Raw genomic sequence first — 18350 nt, 5'->3', positions numbered from 1 at the left:
CGTCTTTCGCTTCGATGGATGCCTTGCCTTGAGCTCCGAATCGCCCGCCTCATCGTCTGAATCTTCCGCCAAAAGCGCCCTGCGGCTGCCCGGCTTTTTCGCCTTCCTGACCGCGCGCCTTGCTGCCGTTTTCGCCATGCAGATTCAGGCAGTGGTTGTCGCCTGGCAGGTCTACGACATGACCCGCAGCCCGATCTCCCTGGCCTATGTCGGCCTGGCGCAGTTCATTCCCATGTTGCTGCTGTTGATGCCGGCCGGCGACTTGATCGACCGCTATGATCGCAAGATGATCCTGACCATCAGTTGGTCGGTGCAAGCCGTATGCAGCCTGATGCTGATGCTGTTCTCTGTGACCCATCATCAAGACACACGGCTGATTTACGCCACCCTCGCCTTGTTCGGTTGCGCGAGGGCGTTCACCGGGCCGGCGTTGCAGAGCCTGCTGCCACAAGTCGTCCCGCGTGAAAAACTCGCGTCGGCCATCGCCACCAACAGCATGATCATGCGCATTGCAACCATCGCCGGGCCGCTGGTCGGCGGCGGTCTGTATGCAGCAGGCGGCGGCGGGCTGACCTATTCCGTGTGCATGGCCAGCTTCATCGCTGGCGTGCTGTTGCTGATCCGCGTGCCGGTGCTGTACGCCGGCAAAAAGCAGATTCTCGAATCCACGGCCTGGAAGCGTTTTACCGCAGGCATCGCCTTCATCCGCTCGCGGCCGATCATCCTGGGCACCATTTCCCTGGACCTGTTTGCCGTGCTGCTGGGGGGCGTGGTGGCGCTGCTTCCGATCTACGCCCATGAAGTGTTGCACTTGGGGCCGCAAGGCCTGGGCGCGCTGCGCAGTGCGATGAGTCTGGGTGAGGTCGGCACGGGTCTGTACCTGAGCTTCCGGCCGTTTGATCGCAATGTTGGCCTGGTCATGTTCATCGCCGTCGCGGTGTTCGGTGTCGCTAACCTGGTGTTCGCCCTGTCGACCCTGTTCTGGCTGTCGCTGCTCGCTTTGATGATTGCCGGTGCGGCGGACATGGTCAGCGTCTACATCCGCTCCACGCTGGTGCAGTTCTCGACGCCGGACGACATGCGCGGGCGGGTCAACGCCGTGAACATGCTGTTTATCGGTTCGTCCAACGAGCTGGGCGAATTCCGCGCCGGGAGCAGCGCAGCGCTGTGGGGTGCCGTGCCCGCTGCGATCATCGGCGGCCTGTGCACACTGGGTGTCGTTGGCGCCTGGATGGTTGGCTTCAAGGCCCTGCGCCAGGTGAACCACTTCGCCGACGCCTCGCCGGTCGAGACCATCGAGAAGCAGACGGCGCGGGTTTGATGTAAGCCCTCTCGGGTATTTACTGTTGGCGCGCACCCTCTGCGCGCCACGCGAATCCGGCAGTTTCCAGCCCTTTTGAACGACTACTGCGGCGAACATCACCCGTTACGGAATCTTCCGTAAGACGTGCCAAGGGACCAGTGTAGGACCGTTCTGAAAATCACTTTCAGCCCCCCTCGCCGCGCTTCAAAGCCCAATGCCCTCTCCCTATCCTTGCTGGATCTGACCTCAGCAAGGACACGCAGCATGGCATTTGACGGATTCATCAAGGTGAACGGGATCGACGGCGAGTCGCTGGATGAGCGCAACAAGGGCTGGATCGAAATCGTGGCCTACGACTTCGGCGTTAGCCAGAGTACTTCGGCCACCGCCAGCTCGAACGGCGGCGCGGGCTCGGGTCGGGCCAGCCTCAGCGACTTCAGCTTCAGCAAACGCCTGGATCAATCCAGCGCTGCGTTGTTTGAAGCCAGTTGCGCGGGCACGCACATCAAGGACCTGACGTTGTGCCTGTACCGCGCGGGAGGCGACAAGCTCAAGTACTACGAAGTGCGCCTCGAAGAGGTGATCATTTCTGACTTCAGCCAAAGCGGTGAGAGCGGCGAGCCGCTGGAACACGTGCAAATCAACTTCGGCCGCGTCCGCATTCTGTACACCCAGCAGAAACGCAGCGATGGCGCGGCAGCCGGCAATGTAGTTGGCGGCTGGGACCGCATCGCCAACAAGCGCTTTAGCTGAGGACAGCCCGTGTCCAAACCATATGTGTTTATCAATGACCGCATACAGACCTATTTCACACTCAAGGCACGGGTGGGCGGAGGTGCGAAGTTCGATGTGCTTAACGCACATATCCGAAACGTTGTGGTGATGCCAGGCCAACTGGTAATTGTCAGCGACGGTTCAAACGGCACTCTCACGGCGGAAGAGACAGAGCTGATGAACCTGGCGCGTAACGTCCATCGTCAAGTGAAAGGGGCGGGCAGCCAGCTCATCGAGAACTACGACCTGCTGCAGAACATGCTCAGTTATGGATCGCTGGGTATCGGCGCTGCCACCGGGAGTTGGGGCAAGCACCTTGAAGGTGTGAAGAAAACCCTGGAAGAGATCGAGCGGCTTTACAAATTGTCGCTGGCGCGCGGAACACCCATTGCCCGGCAGGAGTTCATCAACCAGCGAAGAGCGCTGTTTGCCACGCTTGATAAGCAACTGGAAGGCATTGCCCGCTGGGGGACCGGGTTGCGGAAAAAAGGTCCGCTTAAGAAGATGCTGGGGTTGTCGACCAAGAGTTATCTGCACACAGGTGAAATCCAGGGATATGCGGCGCGGGTTGGGAGGATTGCCAAGGTGGCGAAGTTGTTGAAGCACGGGACAGCGATTGGGATCGGGCTGAACTTAGCATCTACCGCGCTTGAGATTAAGGAAGCCTGCTCGACCGGAAGGGAAGATATTTGCACGCGAGCGAAGTTCGTCGAAGGCGTGAAGCTGGTGGGCAATGTCAGCGGCGGCTCCTTAGGCGGAACGCTAGGTGGCACAGCGGCGGCTACCGTATGCTTCGCGGTATTGGGTCCAACAAGCGGCCCGGTCGCACTTGCCTGTTTGGTCGTGGGCGCAGTTGCTGGAGGGTATGGAGGTGGGTTGGCAGGTGAGAAAAGCGGAGAGTTCATAGGAACCAAACTTTATGAATGGAGCCCGCACACTAATGGTGATTGAGAAAGTCTGGTGGGTGATGGCGGTTTTTGGAAGCATATTCGTCAATATCATCATAATGATTTACTTCCAGCTCAATAAGTTAGCGGCTATGGAGGAACAGCTATCAGACGTAAAACTTGTCCAGTGGAACAAAAGCGTGTGGGGCCGGGGCCTCATTGGCAGGCAGATGAGGCTGAACGGGGTAGCGATGATTATCATCATGCATAAGCTTATGAACAGTCGGGGTGAGATGCCTCTCGATGCAGATAAGCGGTTGTCCTCTGCGCTCAGATTTCAACTGCAAACGCTCTACCTTTTCTCATATACAAACGGCGCCGCTTTAGCTTGGGTTTATTTCTCCCTAGACTGAAAAAATCTGACAGGGCTGTGCAAGATCTCACGAACTTAATTAAGGATAAAATTTGCACCTGCTTTATCGATGCATCGATTAATCGGCCCCCGAGTATATGAAGTGACACAAAGACCGAAAATATCTCTATGAACGGACGCCATGACTGACAACATTTCGACCGGGCTGCTCTCGTTCATCATGCTACTGATGATCGCCGCCCACATTGTGGTCTCCCATATATTCTTCTACATATATCTGGAAAAGATCGAAGACTACCTGTGTGATATCGAGATGTTTTCATTGAACAGAGCGGTCTGCGGAGACAGCCTTTTCGGACGAAGAATGAGGGAAACATTCGTGATGCTGGTTGCAGTCGCACCTGAGATCTTCTGGAGGCAGGAACGTATCCCCAGGCAAAAGCTGCTCAAATTGCCTCCCAGACTGCTGTGGGGAGTGCGGATAATTTATGGCTCGATGATTCTCATCGGCGTGAGTAGCGGACTGCTCTATTATTTTCGTGCGCCTCATTAGGCCGCTCAAACGGCGCTACCTTGGCATGGGTCTACTTCTCGGCAGATTGAAAAGCACAAAGAAAGGTTCCGAGCTGCCAACCTCCATCAAGAAGCTTCGCAGGCCAGCAATGTCCTTGAAGATCCGATTCGCGAACTATTCCCCCTCCTCTCCTCTCTTAGTCCAGCAGACCAGACGTCGCACGCCCGCCGTCTACACTTCCCACACGACCAAAAGAGGATTCCCACATGCTATGGAAAAAAGGACGTCGCAGTGACAACGTCGTGGACGCACGTGGCGATTCCGGGGGCGGCGGGGGCGGCGGGATGCGCATTGGCGGCAAGGGGTTGGGGCTTGGGGGGATCGTGATCATCGTCGCGATTGGTCTGCTGACCGGCCAGGACCCGATGCGGATTCTGGGTGAGATCACCGGCCAGATGGGTTCGGATCAGACCGCCGCGGTCAACCCGCAAACGCGCCAGGCGCCGCCGGCCAATGACGAGCAGGCTGATTTCGTGCGCGCTGTCCTGGGCGACACCGAAGACACGTGGCAGCAGGTGTTCCAGCAAATGGGGAGCCAGTACAAGGCGCCGACGCTGATCCTGTTCAGCGGTCGGGTGCAATCGGCCTGTGGCTCGGCTTCATCGGCCAGCGGCCCGTTCTATTGCCCGGCTGACCAGCGCGTTTATCTGGACATGGAGTTTTTCCGTGAGATGAGTCAGCGCTTCAAGGCGGCGGGAGATTTCGCTCAGGCGTACGTGATTGCGCACGAAGTTGGCCATCATGTGCAGACCTTGCTGGGGGTTTCGGCTAAAGTTGACGCCGCCCGCCAACGCGGCATGAAAATGGAAGGTGACAACGGTTTGCTGGTGCGTCAGGAGCTGCAAGCTGACTGCCTGGCAGGCGTTTGGGCCAACAACGCACAAAAGCGTTTGAACTGGCTGGAGCCGGGTGATATTGAAGAGGCGCTGAACGCCGCCAATGCCATTGGCGACGACCGCTTGCAGCAACAGGGTCAGGGCCGGGTCGTGCCAGACTCGTTTACCCACGGCACTTCTGCTCAGCGCGTGCGCTGGTTCAAGACAGGTTTTGCCGCAGGACAAATCAACCAATGCGATACATTCGCCGCCAAGAGCCTCTGATCACATGATGAAACCGCTTTCGATCCTGTTGTTGGGCACCCTGATGAGCCTCAATGCTCATGCGGCGGATCAGGCGGTTAAATCCATCAGCCCCGACCGGCTTCAGATCAACGGGACCACCCAGGCCACGCTCGGCCTGAGTCAGAGCTGGGTTCGTCCAAGCCCGCAGGTCCAGCGGGTTGTCATTGTCTTTCACGGTCGGCTGCGCAACGCGCAAACCTACCTGCGCAGCGTCGAGCGCGCGGCCAACCAGTCGCATCAGCGCTCGAAAACGCTGTTGATCGCGCCGCAATTTCTCGATGAGAAAGACATTTCACAGCACCGCCTGCCCGAATCGGTGTTGCGCTGGCACGCCAATGACTGGATGGCAGGCGAAAAGTCGTTGGGCCCCAAGCCAGTCAGCTCGTTTGTGGTCATCGATCACATCCTCAAGCGTCTGAGCGACAGCAAGCTGTTCCCGAATCTGAAGGAGATTGTGATCGCTGGCCATTCCGGCGGTGCTCAGGTGGTGCAGCGTTACGCGATGATCGGCGGCAAGGAGGATGCGTTGCTGAAGAAGGAAGGCATCAAGCTGCGCTATGTGATCGCCAATCCGTCTTCTTATGCGTATTTCGACGCGACCCGGCCGCTGCCGGTCGATGCGGCGAGCTGCCCGACCTTTGACACTTGGAAGTACGGTCTTAACAAACTGCCAGCCTATGCCGGCAAGGAAACACCGGCCGAGCTTGAGGCTGCTTACGTGAAGCGCGACATTACTTACCTGCTGGGCGAACTGGACACCGATCCGGAGCACCCGGCGCTGGACAAGGATTGTGGCGCCGAAGCACAGGGGCCTCAGCGTCTGGCCCGTGGTCACAACTACTTCGATTACCTGACCAAGCGTCATCCGGAAGGCTTGAATCAGCGCCTGGTGGAAGTGAAAAACGTCGGGCATAACGGCGAAGCGATGTTCACTTCACCTGAAGGTCAGACGGCGTTGTTCAAGGCGAATTGAGAGCACTGCGCTAGCAGGACCTGCTTTAAGCGGGAAGAGGCCGGTGCGTACACCACTCATTTTGCAGTGAATTGCCTGCCGCCTTCCCGGCTAAAGCCGGTCCTACTCTTTAAACGCGATCCGGCAGTAGGATCGGCTTCAGCCGGGAAGAGGCCAGCGTGGGCACTACTAATTTTGTGGTGACTTGCCTGCCGCTTTCCCGGCTGAAGCCGGTCCTACTCTTTAAACGCGATCCGGTAGTAAGACCGGCTTCAGCCGGGAAGAGCCCGGTGCGTATACCACTCATTTTGTGGTGAATTGCCAGACGCTCTACCGGCTAAAGCCGGTCCAACTATTTGAATGCGCGTCCTATTTCACTTCAATCATCTTTCTTAACGCCGCGCAATCCGCCGCATGCCAATCGGTCAACTCCGGCCACGGGTTGTCCGGCAGATTGACCAGCACGGTCTGACTCCCAGCTGCGCGACCGCAGGCCAGGTCGAACTGATAGTCACCCACCATCACCATGTCCGACGGCTTCACATTCCACGCTTGGGCCAGCTTCAGCAGGCCTCCCGGATCGGGTTTCGGCGCCGCTTCGTCGCGACCGAGCACGTCGTCCACCGCAAAGCAGTCCGCGATGCCGATGGCTTCCAGTGTCACGTGAGCAAGCTCCCGGGCATTACGGGTCAGGATGCCCAGACGATACCCCCGCCCTGCCAGCTCCCTCACCAACTCGACAGCCCCCGTCGCGGGTTTGGACTCAATCGCCACCGCGCGCTCGTGCTCCAGCAGCCAGGCATGTTTGGCCGCTGCGACGTCGGCCGGCAACGCAGCGAGATGCCCGAGGATGTCGTCTTCCTGCGGGATATCCAGCGCCCGTTTAATGGCCGGAAAATCATGGGCGGCGACAGTCAGCGTGCCGTCCATGTCGAATACCCAGTGGCGTACCTGTTTAAGGCTCATGACCAATCCTTGCGGTGGCGAATCAAACCTTCCTGAGTGACGGAAGCCACGAGCTTGCCCGCGCGGTTGAACACGCTTCCGCGGGAAAATCCGCGCGCGTTGCCGGCCCATGGACTGTCCATGGCATAGAGCAGCCAGTCGTCGGCGCGCAGTTCGCCGTGGAACCACAGCGAGTGATCAAGGCTGGCGATCTGCATGTCCTTCTGCCAGACCGTCCTGCCGTGGGGCAGCAGCGACGTGGTCAACAGATTGAAGTCCGAGGCGTAGGCGAGCATGTAGCGGTGCAACGCGGGGATGTCGGGCAACGTGCCGTCTGCACGAAACCACACATACTTCACTGGGTCCGCAGGCTTGGGATTGTAGGGATCAGACTCGGTGACCGGGCGGAATTCGATGGGCTTGGGGCACAGCAGCTTGTCCTTCATGTGCTCGGGGATGAGGTGCTCGCGCTGACGCATCAGTTCAAGCTCCGACGGCAGGCTCTCGGGGCCGACCACCTGTGGCATCTGAGTCTGGTGCTCGAAGCCCTCTTCGTCGTACTGGAACGACGCGCTGCAGGTGAAGATCGGCTGCCCCTTCTGAATCGCCGTCACCCGGCGCGTGCTGAAACTGCCGCCGTCACGGACCCGGTCGACCTGGTACACCACCGGCAGGTGCGCGTCGCCGGGACGCAAAAAATAGCCATGCAATGAATGCACATGGCGCGCGTCTTCGACCGTCTTGCTCGCCGCCGACAGCGACTGCCCCAGCACCTGACCGCCAAACAGCTGGGGAAAGCCAAGGTCCTGGCTGCGCCCGCGAAAGAGGTTTTCTTCGATCGGCTCCAGGCTCAACAGCGACACCAGATCATCCAGCACGTGACTCATTCAGGGTTCCTCACACGGTCGTCTCGCCGACCGTCATCGCATCAATCAGGCCATGGGCGCCGAAGGTCGGCGCAGATGGAAGTGGGACGAAATGATACAGAGGTTTGTAGCCCGATTCCCGCAGCGAATCACAGGGTCGCCAGCCAGCCTGGCCGGTTGATGCGATACAGCACGTGGGGCCTGAGGGGATGACCCTCGGGCAATTTGGGATGATTGAAGTTGTCGGCCGGATCGTTGCGCATGCCGATGGCCTGCATGACCTTTTGCGAGGGCAGGTTGTTGACCGCCGCGAACGCCACGATTTCATCCAGATCCAGGTGCTCGAAACCGCAGCCGAGCACCGTCCACGCGGCTTCGCTGGCGTAACCCAGGCCCCAATGCTCGCGAGCCAGGCGCCAGCCGATTTCCACCGCAGGCGTGAACGCCGCTTCAAAGCCCACCACGCTCAAACCGGTGAAACCGATGAATTCGCCGGTGTCCTTGCGCTCAAGGGCCCAGAACCCAAAACCGTATTCGGCAAAATGCCCGCGCACGCGGCCAATCAGCTTGGCGCTCTCCATGCGGCTCAAGGGCTGCGGGAAATGGCGCATCACTTGGGGATCGGCGCACATCTGCGCGAAAGCCGGCAAATCATCATCTCGCCATTGACGCATCAACAAGCGTGCGCTGTTGAGCTCAAGAATCGGCTCCATCGATCGTCTCCCTGTGCCTCGCCTTTCAAATTCCCTGCCGGCTGGCGATTCTCCCGCTCAGGCAAATCGCTGTGCGGTGGTCGTCAGAACTGGCAAGATTCCCCTTCGAACCAGACGCGTGCACACCATGCCCCTGCCCCTCATTTACCACGAAGACTACAGCCCGGACTTTCCGCCGGACCATCGCTTCCCGATGGACAAGTTCAGACTTCTGCGCGACCACCTTATCGACAGCGGCCTGACAACAGATGCTCAATTGTTTCGCCCGCAGGTCTGCCCAACGGACATCCTGGCGCTGGCCCATGACCCCGGTTACATCAGCCGTTATATGGAAGGCGCGCTGTCGCGCGAGGATCAACGTCGCCTTGGCCTGCCCTGGACCGAGGATCTGGCCCGACGTACGGTGCGTGCGGTAGGGGGTTCTTTGCTGACAGCGGAACTGGCGCTGCAACACGGGCTGGCCTGTCACCTCGCCGGCGGCACCCATCATGCCCATTACGATTACCCGGCCGGGTTCTGCATCTTCAATGACCTGGCGATCATCAGTCAGTACCTGCTGCACAGCGGACGCGTCGACCGGGTGCTGATTTTCGACTGCGACGTGCATCAGGGCGACGGCACCGCGCGGATCCTCGAACACACCGATGACGCGATCACCGTGTCGCTGCACTGCGAGAAGAACTTCCCCGCGCGCAAGGCCCAAAGTGACTGGGACATTCCGCTGCCAATGGGCATGGGGGATGACGATTACCTGAAGGTGGTCGACGACACGCTGAATTACCTGCTGCCGCTGTATCGGCCTGATCTGGTGCTGTACGACGCCGGCGTGGATGTGCACAAGGACGATGCGTTGGGTTACCTACAGCTGACGGACGCGGGGGTTGCCCGCCGTGACGAGGCGGTGATGCGTCATTGTCTGGGCCGCGACATTCCGGTGATGGGCGTGATTGGCGGTGGTTACAGCAAGGACCGCGAAGCACTCGCCCGGCGGCACGGCATTCTGCACCACAGTGCGCAGCGGGTGTCGGTGGAGCGCGGGCTTTGATTGACCACAGAACTTACCCACATCCGCTGTGGAACGGCCTGTGGATAACCTGAGCGCAAGGCCACGACCCCCTGATTACAAAGGGCCTGGCGCGCACTGTACGTTTTTTGATCGATTAGTTTTCCACAGGCTGGTCGCGTTTCACGAAGCTCGCGTAGAATGCGCGCCCTTCATTCAACCGGTGTCCGTTCAGCCATGACCTTACCCGCCACCTCACGCACCCAGACAGTCGCCATCATCGGCGGCGGCCCTGCCGGCCTGATGGCCGCTGAAGTGCTGAGCCAGGCGGGGTTCAAGGTGGATCTCTACGACGCCATGCCCTCGGTTGGGCGCAAGTTCCTGCTGGCCGGCGTGGGCGGTATGAACATCACCCACTCCGAGCCGTCCCCTGCATTCGTCGCCCGCTACGCCGAACGCGCCCAAATGATCGCGCCCTTACTGCGCAGCTTCGGCGCGCAGGCGCTGTGCGAGTGGATTCACGGCTTGGGCATCCAGACCTTCGTCGGCAGTTCGGGCCGCGTGTTCCCCACTGACATGAAAGCCGCGCCACTGCTGCGCGCCTGGCTCAAGCGGCTGCGGGAGTCCGGCGTAGTTATCCACACCCGTCACCGATGGATGGGCTGGAATGCCGACAATACGCTGCGGATCGCCGGCCCTGAAGGTGAACTTGCCCTGCGCCCTGCCGCCACGTTGCTGGCATTGGGCGGGGCAAGCTGGTCGCGGCTGGGCTCGGACGGCGCGTGGGTACCGCTGCTTGAACACCGCGGGGTCAGGATCGCGCCGCTGCAGGCTGCCAATTGCGGGTTTGAGGTCTCGGCCTGGAGCGAGCTGCTGCTCAGCAAGTTCGCCGGCGCGCCGCTGAAAAACATCGCGATGGGCCTGGAGGGGCACACCCTTCGACTGGGCGAATGCGTAATCACCCAGACAGGCGTGGAGGGCAGCCTCGTTTACGCGCTGTCCGCGCAGATCCGCGAGGCGATCAATCGATCAGGCTCGGCCCCGGTCGAGATTGATTTGCTGCCCGGCAAAACCATCGCCGAGGTGCAGAAGGCCCTGAGCAAACCGCGCGGTTCACGTTCGATGTCCAAGCATCTGCACAGCCAGTTAGGGCTCGACGGCGTGAAGGCGGCGCTGTTGCGTGAGCTCACCCCCGCGACGACATTCACTGTTCCGGCCCTGCTCGCGATGGCGATCAAGACCTTGCCGCTGCCACTGATCAAGCCGCGCCCGCTGAATGAGGCCATCAGCACGGCGGGCGGGGTGAGGTTCGAAGCGCTGAACGAGCAATTGATGATCCCGTCCCTACCCGGCGTGTTCTGCGCCGGCGAGATGCTCGACTGGGAGGCGCCCACCGGCGGCTATTTGCTCACCGCCTGTTTCGCCAGCGGCCGCGCGGCAGGGCTGGGAATGGTTGACTGGTTGCGCCGCGAGTAAGGCTCAGCGCAACCCTCACGGATTCACGCCGCGCGATCGACCTGCGGCTTCAAGCCACCACCAAGCCCCTGATTGACCGGCGCCTTGCCCTGCGAAGGCCCGACCATCCGTTTGCCCAACGCGACGCCCTTCAGTTCGATGTACGTGTGAGCCAAGGCAGCCAGGCCGATCGCCACGAGGGTGACGGCGACCACCAGCGCGTTGTTGCCCAGCTCTGACCCGGTGTCCATGAAACGCTGACCATTGATCATGGGCGCTAGGTCGCGGCCCGTGAGCTTCTGCGCCACGATGAACACCGTCGACAGGCAAAATAGCAGCGCGGCGTGGGTCATGTAGATGGAGTACGACAATTTGCCCAGCAGCCTGAACACGGCGGTTTTCAGGAACGTCGATACCAGCCCGGCCTCGAACGCGAACACCAGCACCAGCACGCAGAACGTCAGACTGGCGATGGGCGAGCGGTCGCTGTAGTCGTTCATCACCATCCAGTACGTGGTGCCCGTCAGCGCCACTTCGAACACCGTCATCAGCCAGCGCACCGGCACGAATCGGTCGCGAACCAGCAAGTAGGCCAGGTACGTGATGTTGCCGGCGAAGAAGCAGGACAGACCCAGCATCGCACGCCAGACCAGCGGCTCGTTTTCGGTGAAGATCATCGTGAACGCGACGACGGCCACGCAGGCAAACGTCGCGAAACGGCTTCTCAGCGAAAGCAGGCACAGGGCGCCAAAGAGCATGTAGATGTAGAACTCGATGCTGATGCTCCATGACGGGTAGTTGAACGACATGGTCTCAGTGAGCGGCGTCCAGGCTTGCAACAGCAGCAGATTGGGCAGGATCTCTGTCGGGTCGAACAGCCCGGTGAACGGCACGTTGTTGAGGGTGAAGCCTTTCTTCCAGGCCGCCCAACGCACGCCTTCGAAGCCAATAAACACCAACAGCATCACCACGTGCAGCGGGTACAGGCGGAACAGGCGCGAGATGACGAAACGCTTGAAACCGAACTGCGGCTTCAGCCCATACGAGTGGGCCAGGACAAAACCGCTGAGCACGAAGAAGAAGTTAAGCAGGATGTCAGCTCTGCGGAAAAACGGCAGCTCGATGAAAGCGCCCACGACATGCAGGTGGTAGAACACCACCAGCAAGGCGAACACGCCCCTGAAGCTGTCGAGCGTGGTAAATCGCTGAACTGATCCCATGGCCCAACGCCCCGTCCTGAGTGAGAAAACGCCTTTGGCGGCCGCGAATTCTCGCGGCCTTTACACGGTAGGGGGTTGGCCGGCTTATCAACAGTTGAAATATTTCATGTCCGGTACATCCGACGGCGCAAAGATTGACGCCAGCGTTTGTCAGTCGTGACCAATGAGTCACATTGAGGATTTCTGGTCGCAGCAGCAACGACACCCGTCAATACTTTGCTGCCAGCCTCGCCGTCGACTGTCGGACAATTCCTACATCGGTTTCAGATTCTCGCGAACCTGCCGATGCACTCGTACACATGAATGTTTTGCTGGCTCCATAACAAAAAACCTCCAGCTGACGATTTCAAATATTACGGATTCTGGAGAAATGGAATGAACAGCTGGATGGCCAATATCAGCGTCAACAAGAAGCTAGCCCTCGGCTTCGGCGTCGTGCTTGTACTGACTGCCCTGCTGGCCCTGGTGGGCTGGAACAGCTTGGGCCAGATGAGCTTGCGCAGCCAATGGGTGGGTGATATCACCAAGCTCAGCCAGAAGCTCACAGACCTGCGGGTGACGCGCCTGCAATATATGCTCAGCAACGGCGACGAAGTGGCCGCGCGAAGCGTTCAGACCGCGCTCGACGCATTCAAGGCGCAGCAGCAATTTCTGCAAAAAACGTTCACTAACCCACAGAATGTGCCGCTCATCAAAACGATGGGCGAGCAACTCAGCGCTTATGAGACCTCGTTGAAAAAAATGCGCGAGGCCTACCAGGCGAGCGCCGGGGTGCGCGATAGCATGGGCGTCGACGCGGTAAAAGCAGCGGAGCTGATTGCCGCGATCAACGATGATGTGATGAAGCTCGACCCTACGGATGAACGTCGTTCCGAGCAGTACCAGGCCGTCATTAAAGCCCGCGAAGACGTGATGCTGGTGCGCTACGAAGTGCGCGGCTACACCGCCGGCGTCTCGGCCAAAACTGAGGAAGCGGCCATGAGCCAACTGACCGTCGCCCTTGACGGCCTCGCCCCACTCAACGCCATGTTTGGCGGTACTCAGGCCGAGCGCCTGAAGCAGCTGGAAGCGGCGCTGATCGGCTATCGCAACTCGGTTCAGGGATTCAAGCTCGCCACTGGCAATATCAATGCTGCGCGCACAGAGATGACCGAGGAACAGGGTGTCATCGTCAAGCTGGCACAACAGCTCACTGATCTGCAGAACACCTTGGGCCAGGCTGACATTCAGCAAGCCCGTATGCTGCAGTTGGCCGGCACGCTTCTGGCGCTGATCCTTGGCACCTTGGCGGCGATCATCATTACCCGTCAGATCACCCGTCCGCTTCAGCAGACCCTGGCTGTCGTTGACCGCATTGCCTCCGGCGACTTGTCCCACAACATGGTCGTGACCCGTAAAGATGAGCTGGGCGTTCTGCAAATGGGCATCCAGCGCATGGGCGCCACGCTGCGCGAATTGATCGGCGGCATCCGTGACAGCGTCACGCAAATTGCCAGCGCTGCTGAAGAGCTGTCGGCGGTGACCGAACAGACCAGCGCCGGGGTCAACAGCCAGAAAGTCGAAACCGACCAGGTCGCCACCGCGATGCACGAAATGTCAGCCACTGTTCACGAGGTCGCGCGCAACGCCGAGCAGGCATCGGTTGCCGCCTCCGCCGCTGACAAGCAGGCACGGGAAGGCGACAAAGTGGTGGGCGAAGCGATCATACAGATCGAGAAACTGGCCAGTGAAGTGGTCCGTTCCACTGACGCGATGTCCGTGCTGGAACAGGAAAGCGACAAGATCGGCAAGGTCATGGACGTGATCAAAGCCGTTGCGGAGCAGACCAATCTGCTGGCCCTTAACGCGGCAATCGAGGCGGCCCGTGCCGGTGAAGCCGGTCGCGGTTTTGCCGTGGTCGCCGATGAGGTCCGTGGCCTGGCGCAACGCACTCAGCAATCCACCGAAGAGATCGAAGGCCTGGTCGCCGCACTGCAAAACGGCACACGCCAGGTGTCGGAGATCATGCTCAGCAGCCGCAACCTGACTGACAGCTCGGTTACCCTGACCCGCAAGGCCGGGACGTCGCTGGAAAGCATTACCCAGACGGTGTCGAACATTCAGGCCATGAACCAGCAGATCGCGGCAGCTGCCGAGCAGCAAAGCTCGGTGGCCGAAGAGATCAGCCGCAGTATCGTCAACGTGCGCGACGTGTCTGAACAGACGGCTGCCGCCAGCGAAGAAACCGCCGCTTCAAGCGTCGAACTCGCACGACTGGGCAATCAGCTGCAAATGCTGGTCAGTCACTTCAAGGTGTAAACCGGCTTTATCTGCGTCGGACGAAAAGCCGCCCGGCGCAGGCGGTGCAAGGGGTTGAAGACGAACAGCGCGGGTGCGTTGGCAAGAAAGGGATTTACTGATCCTACAATTGCCACATACTGCCCGCGCTGTTTTATTTCGTCATATTCATCTTCAACGCCGGGTTTATCTCCATGAAAAGAATGTTGCCTTATCTCCTCAGTGCTGCCCTCTCCCTCGTTCCAGTCGCCTTCTCCCATGCCGCCACGGCACCTGCACCTGTCCAGCTGATCGTGCTGAGTTCCGGCGGAATCATGGGCGCGTTCAAAGCAGTAGCCCCCGATTACGAACAGCGCGCCGGTGTGAAGCTGCAGGGCGAAGTCGCGCCGTCAATGGGCGCGACGCCCCAGGCCATTCCCAACCGACTGGCCCGCCATGAGCCGGCCGACGTGGTGTTGATGGTCGGTGCAGCGCTGGACAAGTTGATCAAGGACGGCAAGGTCGATCCGAAAACCCGCGTCGATCTGGGCAAATCCTACATCGCCATGGCCGTGCGTCATGGTGCGCCACACCCTGACATCAGCACCATGGAAGCCTTCAAGCAGACCCTGCTGGACACTAAAAGCATTGCGTACTCGGACAGCGCCAGCGGCGTGTACCTGTCCCGTGTGCTGTTCAGTCAGATGCACATCGCCGACCGGATCCAGAGCAAAAGCCGCATGATCCCCGCCGAGCCCGTCGGCGAAGTCGTGGCACGGGGAGACGCCGAGATTGGCTTTCAACAGCTGAGCGAGCTCAAGCCGGTGGACGGTATCGACATCATCGGCCTGATCCCCGACCAGGCGCAGCAGATGACCCTCTACTCCGCAGGCGTCGTCACTCAGAGCAAACACCCTGAACAGGCGAAACAGTTTCTGGAATTCCTGAGTTCATCGGCAGCGGCCCCGGCCATCAAAGCCAGTGGCCTGGACCCGATCGCGAAGTAGCTGGATGCCCGGCGGCTTATTTGAGCGCCAGCTCGATCAACTCGCCGCGCACCTCATCGCCGTCGATGTGCAGCAGACCCACCGTGATCGGCAACTTGAAGCGACGCGGCCCGGCGCTGCCCGGGTTGATGAACAGCACGCCATCGCGCATCTGCTGCAAGGGTCGGTGTGAGTGCCCGGTGACCACCACGCGTATCCCCTCCGGCAGCGATTTCGGTACGTCGGCCAGTATGTGCGTGATGTAAATCCCTACGTCGCCAATCCGCAAAACCGCCTCATAGGGCACGTCGCAAGCCCAGGCGTCATCGGTGTCGTTGTTGCCTCGCACCACCGTCAGCGGCGCGATGGCCTTCAACGCGTCGAGGATTTCCGGCTTGCCGATGTCGCCGCCGTGGATCAGGTAATCGCAGCCCTGCAACGCCTCCAGTGCCTGAGGGCGCAGCAGACCGTGGGTGTCCGAGATCAAGCCGATTTTGACGCTCATTGCTCAGCTCCCGGACGCCGACAGAGCGGCCTGTCTGGACTGCACGCGTTTCATGCTGATCATCGCCAGCAAGGCAACCACCGCCACCAACGAGGCGAAGAATTCGCCCACATGCTCCAGCCCGAACACTCGCACGCTGAAACCCACCGCCACCACCGGCACCGAAATCGACACGTAAAGCACCACAAAGAAGGCGGACGTCACGGCAGCCTTCTGATCAGGCGGGCTGCTGGCGGTGACCGCGCCCATCCCGGCGCGCAGGATCATGCCCTGGCCGATACCCGCCACCAGACCCGCCGCGATCAACAGCCCCAACTGCGACGTGGCAATGCTCAGGCCCAGACAGATCATGCCGACAATCAGCCCGACGCAACCGAGGGTCATATGCCGGTCCTTCGGCAGCACCTGCAGCAGCGCCTGGCCGATGATCGACGCGACGAAGAACAAGCCGATGACCGCGCCGATCAACAGCCCGCCTTGCTCGTGCATGACGTGAATCATCACCGACGGCACCATGCTGGTGAACAGGCCTGCCACGCTGAAACCCGCCAGCCCGGCGATGGACGCGGAGATAAACACGCTGCGCACGGACGCCGGCACGGAAGGCTTTTGAATGCCCAGTTTCAGCACCGCCGGACGCTGCACGGTTTCGCGAATCAGTGCGATACCGACCGTCGCCAGCAGGAGCATGCCCAAGTGCACGTAGAACACCAGGTGCAGCGCGTCCGGCAGAAACTGGGAGGTGTAGCCGGCGAGCAGAGGCCCGATGCCGAGGCCGAACATGTTGGCGGCCGTGGCCACCAACGTGGCGTTCTTCCAAGTCTTGGGGGCCAGCTCGATGACGGCCACGGTGGCCGTGCCGGTCATGATGCCCGCGCTGAAGCCGGAGAAAAGCCGTCCTGTCAGCAGGCCGCCAATCGAATCGCTGAACAGAAAGATGACCGCACTGATCGCCCCCATTGCCAGCCCTGCCAGCAGCAACGGCTTGCGCCCCAGTTGATCGGACCAGCTGCCCACCGCCAGCAGCGCTGCGATAACGCCCGCCGCGTAGATCGAGAAAATGATTGTCAGCCAACTGGCGTCGAAGCCGAGCCGCTGTTGATAGAGGGCATACAGCGGCGTCGGCAGCGTGGTGCCGACCATGGCAATGAGCAACGCGCAGGCGGCGAAGATGAAGTCGCGCGTGGAGGTAGAAGCAGGCAAAGACATGAGCGCTCCGGGCACCGGTATAAACAAGACACGCAGTGTCGCTGATACCGGCCAGGCAAGGTAGACCTGCAAGCGTTACCGGGGCTCATGCTCAGGGCAGTTTTGATGTATGCGTGAAAATATTCATCATCAGGTTAAACACTTTGACTTTGCGTGCGTCTCGCCCATTCGCGCGGATCAACGCCCTAACGCAACAATATTGAGAGAACAATCAGGCCAACAGGGCAGATTTAAAAAACCGCAATACCGGATACCGCAAAAGACTGTTACTGAATGGAAGAATAACTAAAAGAGAGCACTAAGCGGCCGTTTGGCTAACCCGGAAAAGTTCTTTAGAGTCCCGGCCTTAATACCCGCTCAACAGTGAAAAACGTGTGAATAACGATCTACAACTTGTTAAGTCAGCACTGATGCGTTTCGCCGTCATGCTGACGCTGACGCTCTTCAGTATCGGCATGGTGTTCATCGACATCTTTGTCGCCAAGACCGACATTCTCGAAACCTCGTTCACCGAGGTCAGTCAGGAAGTCATGCTGGCGCTCATCGCCGGTGTGTTCTGGCTTTCGGCGCGCCAGCCAGGGCAACGTGGCGTTGGCATCCTGATTGGCGGCTTCTTCGCCTGCATGCTGATCCGTGAGCTGGACGGGTTGTTTGACCCGATCAGTCACAGTTTCTGGCTCTGGCCTGCACTGCTGACGGCTGGCACCTGCGTCTATAAGGCATTGGGTTACAGGAACGCGTGGCGCGACGTGGTCTCGGGGTTGGCTCGTTTTTCAGTGCGCCCGGCCTTCGGTTTCGTCATGGCGGGCCTGTTGGTGCTGATCTTCTCGCGACTCTTCGGCATGGGCTCGCTGTGGCACGGCATCCTTCAGGGCGGCTACGCGCGACTGGCGAAAACCACCGTCGAAGAAGGCGTCGAATTGCTGGCCTACAGCATCTGCCTGAGCGGCGCGCTGGATTACATCCTTGAACTGCGCCGCGAGCTTTCGCGCTTTGACGAGTTCACCGAATTGCAGATTTCCATGCCCGTCAAAGCCAGACCTCGTGCCGTCGCCGAGGCCATGGAAACCAGCATCTAAACCCGGCGCCTGCGTATTGGCCGCGGGGGAACGGGCGCCCGGGCCCCCCCCCCAAAAAAACCCAAAAGGTTTCCTTTGACGGCCCACAAAAGGCTAACTTTGGGGGCCACAAACTTGGGTGGCGTTTGA

The 18350-nt window shown here is 60.0% G+C and carries 19 protein-coding genes and 1 pseudogene; 13 read left to right on the top strand and 7 right to left on the bottom strand.

The genetic code is table 11. From position 1 onward, the window contains the following. The first annotated feature begins 28 nt into the window (after positions 1–28). From SLW75_RS27755 to SLW75_RS27725, 7 genes are all read left to right on the top strand, one after another. Positions 29–1321, top strand: coding sequence for an MFS transporter (locus SLW75_RS27755; RefSeq protein WP_410936022.1), 1293 nt, complete (start codon positions 29–31; stop codon positions 1319–1321). A 246-nt stretch (positions 1322–1567) separates the two neighbouring features. Beyond that, positions 1568–2056, top strand: a complete 489-nt coding sequence (locus SLW75_RS27750; protein ID WP_065987559.1) for an Hcp family type VI secretion system effector — start codon at positions 1568–1570, stop codon at positions 2054–2056. A gap of 9 nt (positions 2057–2065) precedes the next feature. After that, a complete protein-coding gene (locus SLW75_RS27745) occupies positions 2066–3028 on the top strand; it encodes a hypothetical protein (RefSeq protein ID WP_410936021.1) in 963 nt (320 codons plus the stop codon). Further along, positions 3018–3377, top strand: coding sequence for a hypothetical protein (locus SLW75_RS27740; protein ID WP_410936020.1), 360 nt, complete (start codon positions 3018–3020; stop codon positions 3375–3377). The genes SLW75_RS27745 and SLW75_RS27740 overlap by 11 nt, the downstream gene beginning before the upstream one ends. A gap of 141 nt (positions 3378–3518) precedes the next feature. Next, positions 3519–3890: a hypothetical protein gene (locus SLW75_RS27735; RefSeq protein ID WP_410936019.1), complete on the top strand. Its 372-nt coding sequence runs from the start codon at positions 3519–3521 to the stop codon at positions 3888–3890. 227 nt (positions 3891–4117) lie between these two features. Beyond that, positions 4118–5011, top strand: a complete 894-nt coding sequence (locus tag SLW75_RS27730; protein WP_192132908.1) for a neutral zinc metallopeptidase — start codon at positions 4118–4120, stop codon at positions 5009–5011. Between the two features lie 4 nt (positions 5012–5015). Continuing rightward, on the top strand, positions 5016–6005 hold the full coding sequence (locus tag SLW75_RS27725) for a hypothetical protein (RefSeq protein WP_065987565.1): 990 nt from the start codon (positions 5016–5018) through the stop codon (positions 6003–6005). 348 nt (positions 6006–6353) lie between these two features. Here the strand turns inward: SLW75_RS27725 and SLW75_RS27720 are convergent, their stop codons facing one another. The 3 genes from SLW75_RS27720 to SLW75_RS27710 all read right to left on the bottom strand — a co-directional run bounded on the left by SLW75_RS27720 (position 6354) and on the right by SLW75_RS27710 (position 8508). Then, entirely contained in the window at positions 6354–6950 is a 597-nt protein-coding gene (locus SLW75_RS27720; protein WP_410936018.1) for an HAD family hydrolase, read from the bottom strand. Further along, positions 6947–7816, bottom strand: coding sequence for an acyl-CoA thioesterase II (tesB, locus tag SLW75_RS27715; protein ID WP_065987567.1), 870 nt, complete (start codon positions 7814–7816; stop codon positions 6947–6949). Before tesB ends, SLW75_RS27720 begins: the two co-directional genes overlap by 4 nt. Positions 7817–7944: 128 nt before the next feature. Then, a complete protein-coding gene (locus SLW75_RS27710) occupies positions 7945–8508 on the bottom strand; it encodes a GNAT family N-acetyltransferase (protein ID WP_065987568.1) in 564 nt (187 codons plus the stop codon). Positions 8509–8635: 127 nt separating this feature from the next. Here SLW75_RS27710 and SLW75_RS27705 point away from each other — a divergent pair, with 127 nt between their 5' ends. Further along, positions 8636–9553, top strand: coding sequence for a histone deacetylase (locus SLW75_RS27705; protein ID WP_410936017.1), 918 nt, complete (start codon positions 8636–8638; stop codon positions 9551–9553). A gap of 195 nt (positions 9554–9748) precedes the next feature. Next, positions 9749–10987, top strand: coding sequence for a TIGR03862 family flavoprotein (locus SLW75_RS27700; RefSeq protein ID WP_410936016.1), 1239 nt, complete (start codon positions 9749–9751; stop codon positions 10985–10987). A gap of 23 nt (positions 10988–11010) precedes the next feature. Here the strand turns inward: SLW75_RS27700 and SLW75_RS27695 are convergent, their stop codons facing one another. Further along, entirely contained in the window at positions 11011–12186 is a 1176-nt protein-coding gene (locus SLW75_RS27695) for an acyltransferase family protein (RefSeq protein WP_410936015.1), read from the bottom strand. A gap of 303 nt (positions 12187–12489) precedes the next feature. Here SLW75_RS27695 and SLW75_RS27690 point away from each other — a divergent pair. Both SLW75_RS27690 and SLW75_RS27685 read left to right on the top strand, forming a co-directional pair. Beyond that, positions 12490–13629, top strand: a pseudogene (locus SLW75_RS27690) (methyl-accepting chemotaxis protein); the annotation flags it as partial. Then, positions 13606–14484 carry a methyl-accepting chemotaxis protein gene (locus tag SLW75_RS27685; protein ID WP_410936044.1) on the top strand — a complete coding sequence of 293 codons (879 nt, stop codon included), beginning with the start codon at positions 13606–13608 and terminating at the stop codon, positions 14482–14484. The pseudogene SLW75_RS27690 and the gene SLW75_RS27685, both read left to right, overlap by 24 nt. Here the strand turns inward: SLW75_RS27685 and SLW75_RS27680 are convergent. Beyond that, positions 14469–14723 carry a hypothetical protein gene (locus SLW75_RS27680; protein WP_167355776.1) on the bottom strand — a complete coding sequence of 85 codons (255 nt, stop codon included), beginning with the start codon at positions 14721–14723 and terminating at the stop codon, positions 14469–14471. The two genes, SLW75_RS27685 and SLW75_RS27680, sit on opposite strands and share 16 nt — an antisense overlap. Here SLW75_RS27680 and SLW75_RS27675 point away from each other — a divergent pair. Next, positions 14658–15449 (top strand): substrate-binding domain-containing protein, encoded by a 792-nt coding sequence (locus SLW75_RS27675; RefSeq protein ID WP_065987573.1) that lies wholly within the window; start codon positions 14658–14660, stop codon positions 15447–15449. The genes SLW75_RS27680 and SLW75_RS27675 overlap by 66 nt on opposite strands. Positions 15450–15465: 16 nt before the next feature. Here SLW75_RS27675 and SLW75_RS27670 read toward each other — a convergent pair whose 3' ends face one another. Together SLW75_RS27670 and SLW75_RS27665 are read right to left on the bottom strand one after the other, a co-directional pair. Beyond that, positions 15466–15933, bottom strand: a complete 468-nt coding sequence (locus SLW75_RS27670; protein WP_410936014.1) for a metallophosphoesterase family protein — start codon at positions 15931–15933, stop codon at positions 15466–15468. Positions 15934–15936: 3 nt separating this feature from the next. Beyond that, positions 15937–17142: an MFS transporter gene (locus tag SLW75_RS27665; protein ID WP_065987575.1), complete on the bottom strand. Its 1206-nt coding sequence runs from the start codon at positions 17140–17142 to the stop codon at positions 15937–15939. 410 nt (positions 17143–17552) lie between these two features. Between SLW75_RS27665 and SLW75_RS27660 the strand changes: the two genes are divergently transcribed. Then, positions 17553–18221 (top strand): hypothetical protein, encoded by a 669-nt coding sequence (locus tag SLW75_RS27660; protein ID WP_065987576.1) that lies wholly within the window; start codon positions 17553–17555, stop codon positions 18219–18221. Positions 18222–18350 lie beyond the last annotated feature (129 nt).

This window comes from Pseudomonas sp. W5-01, from assembly GCF_046540435.1.
GTDB classification, from domain to species: Bacteria; Pseudomonadota; Gammaproteobacteria; order Pseudomonadales; family Pseudomonadaceae; genus Aquipseudomonas; species Aquipseudomonas graminis_B.
Note: the sequence above shows the minus strand (reverse complement) of the source record. Positions and strands in the feature narration are given on the sequence as shown.